General features: G+C 36.2%; 9 protein-coding genes. All 9 read left to right on the forward strand.

Going from position 1 to position 14,477, the window contains the following annotated elements; translation table 11 throughout:
- The first annotated feature begins 59 nt into the window (after positions 1–59).
- The 9 genes from ACFQZ9_RS29170 (at position 60) to ACFQZ9_RS29210 (ending at position 13,772) form a co-directional block, all read left to right on the forward strand.
- A complete protein-coding gene (locus ACFQZ9_RS29170) occupies positions 60–725 on the forward strand; it encodes a GntR family transcriptional regulator (protein ID WP_498946840.1) in 666 nt (221 codons plus the stop codon).
- 383 nt (positions 726–1,108) lie between these two features.
- Positions 1,109–2,515 (forward strand): NCS1 family transporter, encoded by a 1,407-nt coding sequence (locus tag ACFQZ9_RS29175; protein WP_498946841.1) that lies wholly within the window; start codon positions 1,109–1,111, stop codon positions 2,513–2,515.
- Positions 2,516–2,591: 76 nt separating this feature from the next.
- Positions 2,592–3,974 carry an allantoinase AllB gene (allB, locus tag ACFQZ9_RS29180; RefSeq protein WP_498946842.1) on the forward strand — a complete coding sequence of 461 codons (1,383 nt, stop codon included), beginning with the start codon at positions 2,592–2,594 and terminating at the stop codon, positions 3,972–3,974.
- Between the two features lie 753 nt (positions 3,975–4,727).
- Entirely contained in the window at positions 4,728–5,420 is a 693-nt protein-coding gene (locus tag ACFQZ9_RS29185; RefSeq protein WP_498946844.1) for a GntR family transcriptional regulator, read from the forward strand.
- Positions 5,421–5,742: 322 nt separating this feature from the next.
- Positions 5,743–7,089 (forward strand): MFS transporter, encoded by a 1,347-nt coding sequence (locus ACFQZ9_RS29190; RefSeq protein ID WP_498946845.1) that lies wholly within the window; start codon positions 5,743–5,745, stop codon positions 7,087–7,089.
- Positions 7,090–7,117: 28 nt separating this feature from the next.
- A complete protein-coding gene (locus tag ACFQZ9_RS29195; RefSeq protein ID WP_498946846.1) occupies positions 7,118–7,858 on the forward strand; it encodes a maleate cis-trans isomerase family protein in 741 nt (246 codons plus the stop codon).
- A gap of 278 nt (positions 7,859–8,136) precedes the next feature.
- On the forward strand, positions 8,137–9,078 hold the full coding sequence (locus tag ACFQZ9_RS29200) for a fumarylacetoacetate hydrolase family protein (protein WP_498946848.1): 942 nt from the start codon (positions 8,137–8,139) through the stop codon (positions 9,076–9,078).
- 450 nt (positions 9,079–9,528) lie between these two features.
- The gene (gene ystJ, locus ACFQZ9_RS29205; protein ID WP_498946850.1) at positions 9,529–10,773 is read left to right on the forward strand and encodes an NAD(P)-dependent malic enzyme; all 1,245 of its coding nucleotides are present in this window, start codon (positions 9,529–9,531) and stop codon (positions 10,771–10,773) included.
- Positions 10,774–11,591: 818 nt separating this feature from the next.
- On the forward strand, positions 11,592–13,772 hold the full coding sequence (locus ACFQZ9_RS29210) for a malate synthase G (RefSeq protein ID WP_498946851.1): 2,181 nt from the start codon (positions 11,592–11,594) through the stop codon (positions 13,770–13,772).
- Positions 13,773–14,477 lie beyond the last annotated feature (705 nt).

The following is a 14,477-nucleotide window of genomic DNA, read 5'->3' on the forward strand; positions in this document are numbered from 1 at the left end:
ATCTGGAATTCTTTGAGGATGCTTATCATAATGAATTTTAGAAGAAAGGAAAATGTGAAATGAATTCCAAGGAATTAGAGATTTATAAAAAGATTAAGCAAGCTATTCTCCATCGAAAACTCTTTCCAAATATGCAATTAGTTGAAAAGGAAATAGCTGATTCTTTTGGAGTTAGCCGAACTCCAGTCCGTAATGTGCTTCGTAGATTGTCCTATGAGAGGTTGGTAAAAATTATTGAGAACAAAGGTGCGTTCGTTACTTGTTCCTCAATAGAAGAATCAAAAGAAGTATTTGAAATGAGAAGAATTCTTGAGTCAGAGGCAGTTCGAAAAGCATGTAGATTATACAACCAGGAACAGATTCAAGAACTTGAAAATACGGTTCATGAAGAATTAATAGAAATTGGACAAGGAAACTACATTGAAGCATTGCAAATGTCTGGAGATTTCCATTTGAAAATAGCTGAAATGGCTGGTAATTCTTATTTTTATCAGTATCTTGAAGATTTAATTTCGTTAACGTATGTTATTGTTTCCATTTATGGAAGGGGAGATGAGAGGAATGGTACATGTTCTCACCATCTTGAAATCTTCCATGCAATAAAAGAAAGAGATGAAGATTTAGCTGAGAAATTGACTGTCGATCATTTGAAAGAAATAGAATCGAATCTTCACTTTAATGAAAACCTTCAGATCTCCACTTCTCTTTTGGAACTTCTTTCCTAAAAATATAAAATTTTTCGATAATTGAAAACGCTTACCCATCGTGGAGTATGCATATGAAAATACGGATATAGTAAATGGTAGATGTTCATTCTTCTCCTATTTAATAAGAGCATGTACTTTAGTTGGAGAGGATTTTACATAAAAAAGTATATAGGTGGTGATAGAACAAAATAAGAAAGTAATTAGAGTTTGTTTATTTTTTTACACCATAGGAGAAACGTAGTTTCTTAATAAACAACAATCTATTTCACCAGAAAAAATTATTAGTAGTAAATTTTATTAAGATGTAATTAATGTCTATTGGTAAACATCTAAGACCTAACTTGTAGAGCATTGTATTTTAAAATATCGTATTACAATGAATTAAGGGAGTTGGGTATTTAATGTCAACAAATTTAAAAAAAGAAGATGTTTATGAAGAGCCACAGATCCAATTTGCTGCGAATATCGATGAATCATTAAGGCCAAAAAGTGCAAAGGATAGGACGGTAAGTCCGCAAAACTATGTTTTTATGTGGATGGGTGACGGCGTTAATTTAGGCAATATGACGCTTGGAGCGAGTTTGTTCATAGCTGGTGTCGCAACGCTAAACATCTTTCAGACATTTGTCGCTGCTTTCATATCGATTGCTATAACTTCTACAATTTTTGCTTTAAATGACAGGCTAGGATACAAAACGGGAATTCCATATGTTGTACATCTGAGAATGTCTTTCGGGGAGAAAGGTGCCATCATATCATCCCTTTTGCGGGGAATCCCCGCCATCATTTGGTACGGTTTTCAAAGTTGGATCGGGGGTACTGCTTTAAATGAAATCGCGAAGATTGCTACAAGTGGAACCTTTGATAATGTTGCCATTTGCTTTGTTGTAATTCAACTAATACAAATTGTACTTTCGATGTACGGTTTCCATGCCATTAAATGGGTGGAAACGTTAGTATCGGTAGTGATTATCGGAGCACTTCTTTATGTATTTGTCATTCTACTAAAAGACCATAGCGCTGTCATTGCAGAAAAATGGGTTCGTACAAAGGGTACGTGGGGATTACCGTTCTTTGGGTTCATCATGGTGTTTATGGGAAATTATGCAGCAATTTTTTTAAGTGCTGCAGATTACTCACGAGAACTCAAAGCTGGTATTAGTGACTCAAAACGAGGATTATTGTACTTTTCGCCAATTTTAGTAGTGTATAGCGTTACACTTGCCATCGGAGCAATGCTTGCTTCAGTTACTGGCATCACTAATCCTGTAAAGGCATTTGCCATCGTAGTAGATAATTCTTATATTACATTTTTTGTTTCCGTATTTATTGTACTGGGTACGATTGCTGTAAATATGGTTGCCAATATTATTCCACCGACCTATGTAATTACATTACTTACAAAAGCTAAATTTAAAGTTTCTGTTACAATTACTGGGCTTCTTGCTTTAGGCTCATTCCCTTGGCTGCTTGTTCAGGATTCTAATGCAGAAGGTCTTAATTTATTCATTCTTACTTATTCAGCATTTTTAGGACCGATCGTTTCCATTTTATTAGTAGAATATTATATTCTTAGAAAACAAAAAATCAATATAGAAGAATTGTACCAGGAAAACGGAACATTTTCAGGTCTTAATCCTGCCGCAGTACTTGCAATGTGTATTGGTGCAACAGGAGCCTTTTTAGTTGTAAAGCTTGCATGGATTATTGGTCTTATCACTTCAGGTATTGCTTATTATCTCCTTACGAAGTACGCATTTAAGGATTCAAAGTTCAAAAGGGGCACAATATTCGAAAAAAATAGTTGACTCAATTAAAATTTTTTTTAAAGATAAATTAATAAATATTTTTCTGAATATTCATAAAAATGGGGGATCAAAACGTATGAAGTATGATTTGCTTATAAAAAATGGAAATGTTGTGTTAAAGAATTTTGTGGAACAAGTAGATATTGGGATTATAAATGGAAAAATTGTTGAAATATCTAAAAATATAACTGATCCTTCAAAAGAAGTTGTTGATGCTTCCAATCAGTATGTCATGCCAGGGATGATCGATACTCATGTTCATATTTGTGAACCTGGAAGATCGGAATGGGAAGGCTTTGAAACAGGGACAAAGGCTTTGGCAGCGGGTGGAACGACCGCATTTGTCGATATGCCTTTAAATGCTCTTCCAGCTACCACAGATAAAGAGGCATTAAGAAAAAAATTAAAATCTGCGGAAAATAAAGCCTATGTCGATTATGCACTATATGGGGGACTAGTACCAGGAAACATAGATGATTTAAAAGATCTGTCAGATGAAGGTGTAGTCGCTTATAAATGTTTTATGGCAACATGCGGTACTGATGAAATTGGTGATTTCAAAAACGCCGATGACTACACTCTTTATCATGGAATGAAGAAATTGGCAGAATTAGGGCATGTCTTATCCATACATGCTGAAAATGCTGAATTTACCGATAATTACGCACTTAATAAAATCAAGCAGGGAAAGGTAGCTATTAGGGATTATGTAGAATCCAGACCGGTTATCGCAGAAGTTGATGCCGTAAGGCGTGCTTTATTTTTAGCAAAAGAAACAGGATGTAAATTGCATTTTGTTCATATCAGCAGTAAACGAGCGGTGGAGGAAATTCAAAAGGCACGTGAAGAGGGACAAGATGTCACATTAGAGTCATGTCCACATTATTTTACAATTGATTTAGAAGCTTTTGAAAAAATTGGTCCTGTTGCAAAGTGTGCTCCTCCATTACGTGAAAAAGCTGAACAAGATCAATTATGGGAAGCTCTTTTGGAAGGGAAAATTGATATGCTAACTTCTGATCACTCCCCATGCACGCCTGAAATGAAGCAAAGCGATACAAATAGTATTTTTGCTATCTGGGGGGGAATCAGCGGCTGCCAAAATAATGTTGATTTAATGTTTGATGAAGCGGTTAAAAAACGCGGGTTATCTATTAATCGTTTTGCCAAGATGATTGCAACCACCCCTTCAGAGAGATTCAATTTACCTCAAAAAGGTAGTATCGAATTAGGTAAAGATGCAGACATCATCTTCATCGACCCGAATCAGTACTATACAGTACAAATTGAAGACTTATATTATCGTCATCAGCACAGCCCTTATATTGGCCGGACAATAAATTGTCGTGTAACGAAAACTTTTGTTAGAGGGCAGCTAGTATTTGATCTTGAAGAAGGAATAGTTGGTAAACCAATAGGAAAGTATATTTCTGCAAAAAGTAGTTTGGTAGAAATTTAGATTTTCATTGAAATGATCAAAACCGTCCAATAACAAGGAGTTGCCCATTTGGTTCTCTCTTTGTTATTGGATGGGGTTAGGCTAAGGAAGATGTTGTTGGACATCAATGGAAAAATCAACGGTCAGAGAATATATCAAAGAATTGATGAGTTAGGAAGGATTTCTGATTTTTGTCCGTTGTAAGGGGTGGAATTAGCCATATTCATTCGTTAAAGGATAACCATATGGAGGCCGGGAAAAATATCTCTGAGTGTCTGGGATATAAAAGTAACTGAAACTTAATTTGAGAGACTAATTATGAAGGCATAATGTATGTGTTATGCCTTTTTTATGGTTTGACTGTGTTAAATGACATTGTTGATTTTTTAACCCTGTTGAGTGGAGTGGAAGGCACGAAGACTCCTGCGGGAGTACAGGGCAGGGGAGAAACCGCAGGAGCGAAGCGACGAGGAAGCCCCGATACGCCCGCGAACCGCTTGTGCCTGGAGCGGAAATCAACAGACAAGTTTAACACGGCCTAGGTTTAGATGTATTTTATTAATCTTTGAGGAAATATTGAATTAAAGAGTAGGAATTATAAGAAAATTTAAAATAAATATTGAAAATGTCTATTAAAGATGTTATTTTTAGTATAGAAAACGAATAGGGAACTGTGTTTTGTAATAAGCAACTAATAATAAAAATAGTTGTGCTGTTTTTATTACTATTAAAACCGGATCAAAGTGTCTATAAACGACAAGATAGGAGAACACTATGAATTCTTTCTCTATAGAAAAACCAGTGAGATATTATGATCAGGTCTATAATTCGATTAAAGAAAAAATTGTTAAAGGAGTTATAAAGCCTGGTGATAGCATTTTTGAATCTAGAATAGCAAAAGAATTAAATATTAGCCGCAGTCCGGTAAGGGAAGCGGTCCGAGCATTGGAAAAAGAAGGATTATTGGTTATTGATGAAAAATCAAGAATAACAGTTTATAAACCAACATTAAAGGATATTTTCGATATATATGAATGCCGTATTGCACTTGAATCATTAGCGACGAGATTGACAACAAGGTACGCTACAAACCAGGAAATAAAAGATATTGAAAATACCGTTCTAAATGTAAAACAGAACCTTAATCCTGAAGGTGAACAAAATAGGGATGTGCTAATTGAAGAAAATGGCCGTTTTCATGATCTGATTACAAAATATAGTCAAAATAGAAGGTTACAGAAACAACTTAGGGAGCTAAAATCACTAAGTCAATATTATCGAGTATTAAATTTTCAGGGTGAAAATAGAGAGTGGATTGTTTTTAACGAACATCAAGAAATTCTTGATCAAATTAAACGAAGAAATGAAGAAAATGCTTCGTTAAAAATGAAAAAACATCTAGAAACTGATTTGCAACATTTAAAGGAAATTTTTAATAACCAGCTAAAATCTGGCAAAACGGAATAGGACCTGTTTTTCTATGTTGTTTACATATTGATAAATATAGAGGAGGGATAAATAAAGTGTCGACAGACGACAATAAAATGCTGCTTGAAATGGAGAAATTTGATTTAACCATACCAAAGTAACAGGAACTGCAGTTAATTTTGTAAGCGATACCATAGTAAGGGTGTTTACATGGTTCAATTAAACGTTACTTGCTAAATGAAAACATCTTGTAAAGTCCCCAGGTGTGTTTCCTAGTTATTGAAGGGGGTGATTCCTAAACATTATCTAATTTTTGGAGTAAAACACACCGAACATCTATATCTTAAAAAGGGGGATTTTTATGGCAAGAGGTAACGTAAATCTAAATGTGCAAGAATCGCGTATTGATTTAGCGGCAAAACCAACTAATATCCGTTGGCGAGTATTTTTTATGCTGCTTATGCTCGTGACAATTAACTATGTTGACCGAGCAGTATTGTCTATTGCAATGCCTGCAATCCAAAAGGATTTAAATTTAGATCCTGCTATTGTAGGACTTATTCTTAGTTCTTTCTTTTGGGGATATGCCTTAATGCAAATTCCATCAGGTTGGATTGCCGACAAATACCGCCCAGAAAAAGTAGTGTATGGTGCTGCACTTGGATGGGGGATTGTCCAAGCATTAACAGGTTTTATATCAGGTGCAAAAACACTTTTGTTTCTTCGAGTTTTGCTTGGAATAACAGAGGCACCTGTTATGCCGGGATGTTCGAAATTACAGTCGATTTGGCTTAGTTCAAAGGAAAGGGGCCGCGGAGCCACGATCATTGATAGCGGTGCACCATTAGGTACAGCAATTGGTGGACCTATTATTGTTGGATTTATGGCATGGTTCGGAGGCTGGCGCGGCGCTTTAATTGGGGCTGGTATCCTTACCATTGTTGTCGCATTTTTGGTATGGAGAGTTATTAAAGGCGGACCAGAAGGAAATTCAAAAGTCAACGAGGCAGAACGTGAATATATTCGTAAAGCTCTCGAAGAGGAGTACGAAGAGCATAAGCGTAATGCTACTGGAATTAAAATCGGTGCAAAGGATTATCTGACAGCTCGTAATTTCTGGTGTATGTGTCTTGGCTGGTTTTCATTTAACACTGTATTCTATGGATTAATGACATGGGGTCCATCATATCTTGCTGCAACACAAAATCTGGACATTAAGTCGATTGGCGGCTCCATTCTAATTATTTTCGGTTCAGGATTTATCGGTGAACTCATTGGTGGGTGGATTACAGACAAGTGGCGCGAAAAAGGCGGTAATTATAACACGGTGATGAGAACGATGTTATCAATAGCCGGAATCATGACTGCACTATCCATCTTTTTGTTAAGTAAGTCAACTTCTGTAACTATGGCGATAACAACACTGTCATTTGCGTTATTCTTCCTTCGTTGGGGCGGCTTGTATTGGAGTGTTCCTGCTGCAATTTCACAACGTGAACATATTGGTACAGTGGGTGGATGTATGAACTTCGCTGGGAATATTGCAGGTGTTATAACTCCAATTTATATTGGTCTTATTGTATCGACAACAGGATCTTATTTCTTGGCATTAATGGTGTTTGTCTTCGCTGGTCTTCTTTTGGCGACGGTTTCAAGTTTAATAAATTACAATAAAAAAATTGGCAGTTCAAGTAGCAGTGTAAATTAAAACATTAAATTTAATAGGAGGAATTATCATGAAAGAACCTAAAAAAATTGGAATGCTTACTCCTTCTTCTAACACAACCTTAGAGCCAATTTGTTCCAGAATGCTTTATAATGTTCCAGAAGTAACTTGCCACTATGGGCGATTTGAGGTTACTAAAATTTCACTTGAACAAGACGCTTTAAGTCAATTTAATTTTGAGCCAATGCTCCAGGCTGCAGAATTGTTAGCACATGCTGAAGTAGATGTGATTGCATGGAACGGGACCTCTGGTGGATGGCTTGGTTTTGAAGCAGACCGTGAACTTTGTGAAGCTATTACCAAAAGAACAGGTATTCCAGCAACTACTTCAATGTTGTCTCAAGTAAGAGCGTTTAAAGAGCACAATATTAAATCGGTTCACCTTGTAACTCCATACATTCCTGAAATTAATAAACTAATTGCAGAACAATATAAAAAGCATTGTAATGTTGATACGATTAATATTTCAGGACTTGCTCAAACACACAATCGTTCTTTCGCTCTCGTATCACAAGAAAGAATTGAAGAGCAAATTAAATCGGTATCTGTTTTGCCTGCAGATGCAATAAGTGTAGTATGTACGAACTTTCCTGCAGTAAATAAAGTAGAATACTATGAAAAAACATATAATTTACCAATGTATGACACTATTAATGTACTAATGTGGGAATGTTTAAAAATGGTAGATATAGATCCTAATATACTTAAAGAATGGGGAAAAGTATTTTCAAAGGTAACAGTAAATAACTAAGTCAATAACAGAGCATTCAACCTGTGGGGGGTTGTACTGCTCACGACATTTTTATTCTTGACATATAAAAATACAGGTATCTGCATGGTTGATTACGTAATCTTTACCGACTCCATACATTTTACGGGACAGAAGGTTTGCTGTCCCAACCCTTTATGTATGCAATTTTCAATGTGCAGATACCATTTATTATAACATACATGTATGTATTTTTTAACCTGTATACATAACGGCTATCTCGAGTAAATTTTCGTTAATTTATTTAGGAGGATTCGAAGATGATTACTGTTACTTTTTATAAAAATAATCGGCTAGTTTTAGGAGTTAAAACAAATAGGGGAGTATTAGATATTGAAGCTGCATATGCCAAGTTTCCCTATATAATTAATATACCTAAAACAGTATTTGAATTAGTTACTCTAGGAGAAAGCGCAAAACAGGGGCTTCAAAGGCTGATTGAACATTCACTAATGGAGGATGACTTATTTTATAAGGAAGATTCACTTAACTACGGACCATGTGTACCTAAGCCCCAGAAAATAATCTGCATCGGATTAAATTACAAAAAGCATGCAATTGAGTGTAATATGCCTTTCCCTTTAGCTCCAATTTTATTTAGTAAATTTAATAACACGATAAATGCACATGGAAAAGACATTTTCATTCCAATTACATCTTCACAAGTTGATTATGAAGCAGAATTAGCTATTGTTATCGGCCAAAAGGCAAAAAATGTAAAGGTGGAAAATGCACTTTCTATCGTTTATGGTTATTGCGCTGCGAATGATGTATCCGCCCGTGATTTACAAAATAAATCTTCACAGTGGATGCTAGGGAAAACAAGTGATGGATTTTGTCCGATTGGTCCCAATTTGGTTAGCAAAGAGGAAGTCGAAAATCCCAATAACTTAAAGATCACCTTATCCCTTAATGGAGAAATACGACAAGATTCAAATACTTCAGATATGATTTTTAGTTGTGAAGAACTAGTAAGTTATGTTTCCAAGCATTTAACACTTCAACCAGGTGACATCATTTTAACCGGAACGCCGGAAGGGGTAATTTTGGGATATTCTGAGGACAAAAGGGTTTGGTTAAAAGATGGCGATGCAGTAACAGTTGAAATTGAAAAGCTTGGTAAATTAACAAATATATTCAGATGGGAACAAACCGATGAATCAGTTAGAAGTGATATTTATGAAGTGAGTGGAACGATTTGAGGAAGATTAGAATTATGAATTGAATAAATTTTCTAAAAATATATTGAAAGTGATTAGATAGAATGGTAAGATTTCCGTAAACAAAACGATTATGGAACTTTGTTTCACAATAAGCAACTTAACGGAGGTATCGAAGTGAAAATGTATGGTTTTGGATCTATAAAATGAGTTTCGGAATTTCTTCATTGTAAAAAGTAATCTGTAAATCGTTGCTTTTTTTTAAGAAATTATAGAAACGCAGTTTCTTAATAGGCAACTTAAAGAAAGGAAAGGTGGTGTTAGCACCAGATAGAGGGGGGGATTTAATTAGGTTTATCAAAAGAAATTCGCGGCACTTTGTAAACCATGCGGGAAGCGGACATCTATGAGGTTCATTTTCCGCCCCAGGCGAGTTGGAGATAGTAGCAACAACAAATAGTGCAACCATTAAAAAATGGAAAGAGGGATTGTATGTCAACGTTACGTGAAGAAGCATTAAAGATACACAAAAAGTATCAAGGAAAACTGGGGGTTCATTCAAAAATTCCTGTGCAAGATGCAAATGATTTAAGTCTTGCCTACTCTCCAGGTGTAGCGGAGCCTTGCCTGGACATTCATGAGGATGAAAGCAAAGTCTATGATTACACCATGAAGGGGAATCTCGTTGCTGTTATCTCTGACGGAACAGCCGTACTTGGTCTTGGAAATATAGGCCCGAAAGCTGCTATGCCTGTTATGGAAGGAAAAGCATTATTATTCAAATCATTCGCAGGCGTAGATGCATTCCCGATTTGCCTAGATACAACGGATCCGGATAAAATTGTGGAGGTCGTCAAATTATTGGAACCGACTTTTGGTGGAGTTAATTTAGAAGATATCGCGGCACCGCAATGCTTTGAAATTGAAGATCGCCTACGAAAGGTGTGTGATATTCCTATTTTCCATGATGACCAGCATGGGACAGCCATTGTAACGGCTGCAGGGTTAATCAACGCTCTTAAATTGGCTGACAAAAAAATCGAGGATATTCGTGTTGTGACCAACGGCGCTGGAGCAGCCGGTGTAGCGATTGTGAAGCTCTTACTTCATATGGGGGTAAATGATGTTATTTTATGTGACACAAAAGGGATCATTTATGAAGGACGTCCTTTCGGGATGAATCCGTTCAAAGAGGAAATGGCTCGAATCACCAATAAAGGACAAAGGCAAGGGACACTGGCAGATGCACTTGAGGGAGCTGATGTATTTATTGGTGTGTCAGCCGCTGGTGCTGTAACGAAAGAAATGATTCGTACCATGAACCATCATCCGATTATTTTTGCTATGGCCAATCCGGTTCCGGAAATCATGCCGGAAGATGCAAAAGAAGCCGGAGTGCTAGTTATTGGAACAGGCCGTTCTGATTTTCCGAATCAGGTCAACAACGTATTGGCGTTCCCAGGAATTTTCCGTGGTGCATTAGATGTTTACGCAAGAGAAATCAATGAAGAAATGAAGATGGCAGCTGTTTATGCCATTGCGGGATTGATTTCAGATAAGGAGCTGAATGTGGATTATGTTATTCCAGATCCATTCGACCGAAGAGTTGCAGCACATGTAGCAGCAGCTGTTGCCAGCGCAGCGATGGAAACTGGTGTTTCACAAAAACATGTTAATGTAGAAGAAATCAAAGAGAATCTTTTATTAGTAGAAGAAAAACAGCCAATTTTTTTATAAAAAAAGCCTATTCACTGATATAGTTGTCTAGGAAAACAAACTACACGCAAAGTTATAAGCAGACATACAGTATTTTTTTTGAAAACTTGGACATACGGACACAACAATATAAACACAGATTGGCGTTAGTATGTCCAAGGATAATTTATTTTAATTAATCTGTGCTAATTTTTTTATTAGATTTTGATGGATGATATAACTGTAGTTGTTCCAGCAATATTTCACTTAGTAACGTTTAAGTTATTTAATTGTTACCCTTTTGGTTTACTCTCCCCGGTTTGTTCCTCGTTCAAGCTCTTCACATACTCAAAAAGTAGTGAAATACACTCCTGTTTAATAAGTCGTTTTCTATTTAACCTTAAAATCGCCTCTCATTTATTTCCGTGAAGGATTATTGTTTTTAAAAACTAGGATTCTTTTATCTTAGTATGAACTAGACAGAAGGAAGAATAAATTTCTACCATTTCAATATGTGTTTTTTGGATCTGAACGGCCCAAAATCTACGGTAATTAGACAAGAAAGATTAGTGCCGTAAGTAATGAACAAATTAAGCAGATGTAATATTTATCCCCAATTTCATTCAATAAAGTTTGGTTACACTTTGTCTGAGATTTACATAAAAATCAATAATAAATAAAGTAATAGAGAATTTGTTTTAAAATTTACAATTTTGAAATAAATATTTTGAAAAATATTGAAATAAAATAGATTATCATGCTATGCTATTTTAAACAAATAATGAAACGTTGTGGCGTAATAACAAACGACGAAGTGAAAACACAAATTGTATTTCAATTAATTTGGGGGGAATCGTATCATGGTAAATTATATTAAAAAAGGAAAACTTCAAGTAGCTCAAGAACTCTATGAATTTATTAATTCAGAAGCCCTTCCAGGTAGTGGATTGGATACAAATCAGTTTTGGTCTGGTTTTGAAGGGTTAATCCATGACTTAACACCTCTTAACAAGAAGTTATTAATGACACGTGAAGTTATTCAAAGCAAACTAAATACATGGTATCGCGAAAACAAAGGAAACTTTGACCTCGATACATATAAGTCGTTTTTGGAAGAAATTGGTTATCTCGAACCGGAAGTAGAAGATTTTGAGATTGGTACAGCTGGAGTGGATGATGAAATCACCGTACAGGCAGGCCCGCAATTAGTTGTACCGGTAAATAATGCGCGTTATGCGATTAATGCAGCCAATGCTCGTTGGGGTAGCCTTTATGATGCTTTATACGGTACAGATGCAATCAGTGAGGAGGATGGAGCCCAACGTCAAGGCGGTTATAACCCTGTCCGCGGGAAAAAAGTAATCGAATTTGCTAGTAATTTTCTAGACCAAGCGGCGCCCTTAAAAGATTTCTCTCACAAGGAAGTAGTTCGCTACGGGGTGGCAGATGGAAAACTTACCGTTTCTTTAAGCAATGGTATCAAGACTGGTCTAAAGAATGAAGCAAAATTTGTCGGCTACCAGGGTGATCAGGAAAACCCTTCTGCTATCTTGCTGAAAAATAACGGACTTCATTTTGAAATTCAAATCGACCGTAATCATCCGATTGGCAAAACCGATAAAGCTGGTGTTAAAGATGTCCTCTTAGAAGCAGCTGTTACAACGATTATCGATTGCGAGGACTCTGTTGCTGCGGTAGATGCCGAGGACAAGGTGTTAGTCTATCGAAACTGGTTGGGCCTTATGAAAGGAAACTTATCATCAACTTTCAAAAAAGGCGATAAAGTCATGACACGGATGCTCAATCCGGATCGTAGGTACGTATCGGCTAAGGGAAAAGAAATTACGTTAAAAGGCCGTTCCCTACTATTTGTCCGTAATGTAGGACATTTGATGACAAATAGTGCAATCCTCGATCAAAACGGGGATGAGATACAAGAAGGGATAATGGATGCTGTCATCACAAGCCTTGTCGCGAAACATACGTTGCTTGGAAATGGCCAATACCAAAACGCTGCAAAGGGATCTATCTATATTGTAAAGCCGAAAATGCATGGGTCAGAAGAGGTAGCTTTTGCTAATCTGCTTTTTAGTAGGGTTGAGGATTTACTTGGACTTGAACAAAACACTCTTAAAATAGGTGTAATGGATGAAGAACGAAGAACGACATTGAATTTGAAAGCATGTATTAAACAAGTGAAAGACCGGGTTGTATTTATAAATACCGGGTTCCTCGACCGAACAGGAGATGAAATTCATACTTCTATGGAAGCTGGCCCAATGATTCGGAAGAATGATATGAAATCATCCAAATGGCTGCAGGGGTATGAACAATCAAATGTATTTGCAGGACTCTCATGCGGCTTAATCGGCCGTGCCCAGATTGGAAAAGGAATGTGGGCAATGCCAGATTTAATGTCTGATATGCTTAATCAAAAGATTGGTCAAGTAAAAACCGGAGCAAATACCGCTTGGGTACCATCTCCAACAGCTGCAACATTGCATGCTTTACACTACCATGAAGTAGATGTAAAAGCAGTGCAGAATGAAAAACTAAATCAGTCAGCAGACTTACTTGAAGATATTTTAGAAATTCCAGTTGTTAAAAACCTTAACTGGACTGCTGAGGAAATTCAGGAAGAACTAAATAACAATTGCCAAACTCTTCTTGGCTATGTTGTCCGCTGGGTTGACCAAGGAGTTGGCTGTTCAAAAGTATTGGATATCAACAATGTAGGATTAATGGAAGATCGTGCAACATTAAGAATTTCTAGTCAGCATTTGACTAACTGGCTTCACCATGGTATTTGTACAAAAGAGCAGGTCCTTGATACATTGCAGCGCATGGCAAAAGTAGTAGACCAGCAAAATTTAGGAGATTCTTATTATCGATCAATTGCTCCCAATTTTGACGACTCTGTTGCTTTCCAGGCTGCTTGTGACCTGATTTTCGAAGGTTATGACCAGCCAAATGGCTATACTGAACCAATTCTTCATCGAAGACGTATTGAGGCAAAAGCAAAGTTTGCAGTAGATCAATAATTATTTATATGGATATGATACGAGGCATTCTAGTGATTAGAATGCCTTGTTTTATACCGTCTAGGTGCAGCCACTAATGTATTTGAGGAAGCTTTAACAATAATGTAGTTACTTTTAAGAATATGAACCTCAGTTGAAACAATGAAATTTACAAGGTTACACATTGGTCCCCAACTATGCTTCAAAACCTAAATATATATTTCATTGCTGGAGATTACTGTTTTTTTCTTTAAATAAATCCATTTTGACCAATCAAAATGGATTCTTATTATTTAAAAAAAATACTGGTAAGTGGGGTATTTTAAATCAAATCAACTTTATTTAAATGCTACATCTGACATTTTCTGAATTAAATCTGGTACCTTCTTTAATGTTCTTCTCAAAAAATTCTGTTGCAAGTTTACACCCACGGTGTTATATTATTAAAGTCGCTCCCAGAAAGAGTGGATAAGCAAACAAGATCAGAAAAAAACTTCCTCTTGTTTTAATATATACAACGTGATATACTATAAAAGTTGCTCTTGAAAAGAGTGGGAAATCAATCGGAATTGGAAAAAATTGATGATTGATAGAATTTAAGAAGCTTGATAAAATAATATTCCTGTCACTTTTTATAAGTGCTATTGTTCTTTGAAAACTAAACAAACAAAAACGTCAACAAACAATAATAATCGTGTTTCTTCTATTATATAGAGAACATGAGCC

The organism is Neobacillus sp. GCM10027624 (assembly GCF_042675345.1).
Taxonomy (GTDB): Bacteria; Bacillota; Bacilli; order Bacillales; family Cytobacillaceae; genus Neobacillus; species Neobacillus cucumis_D.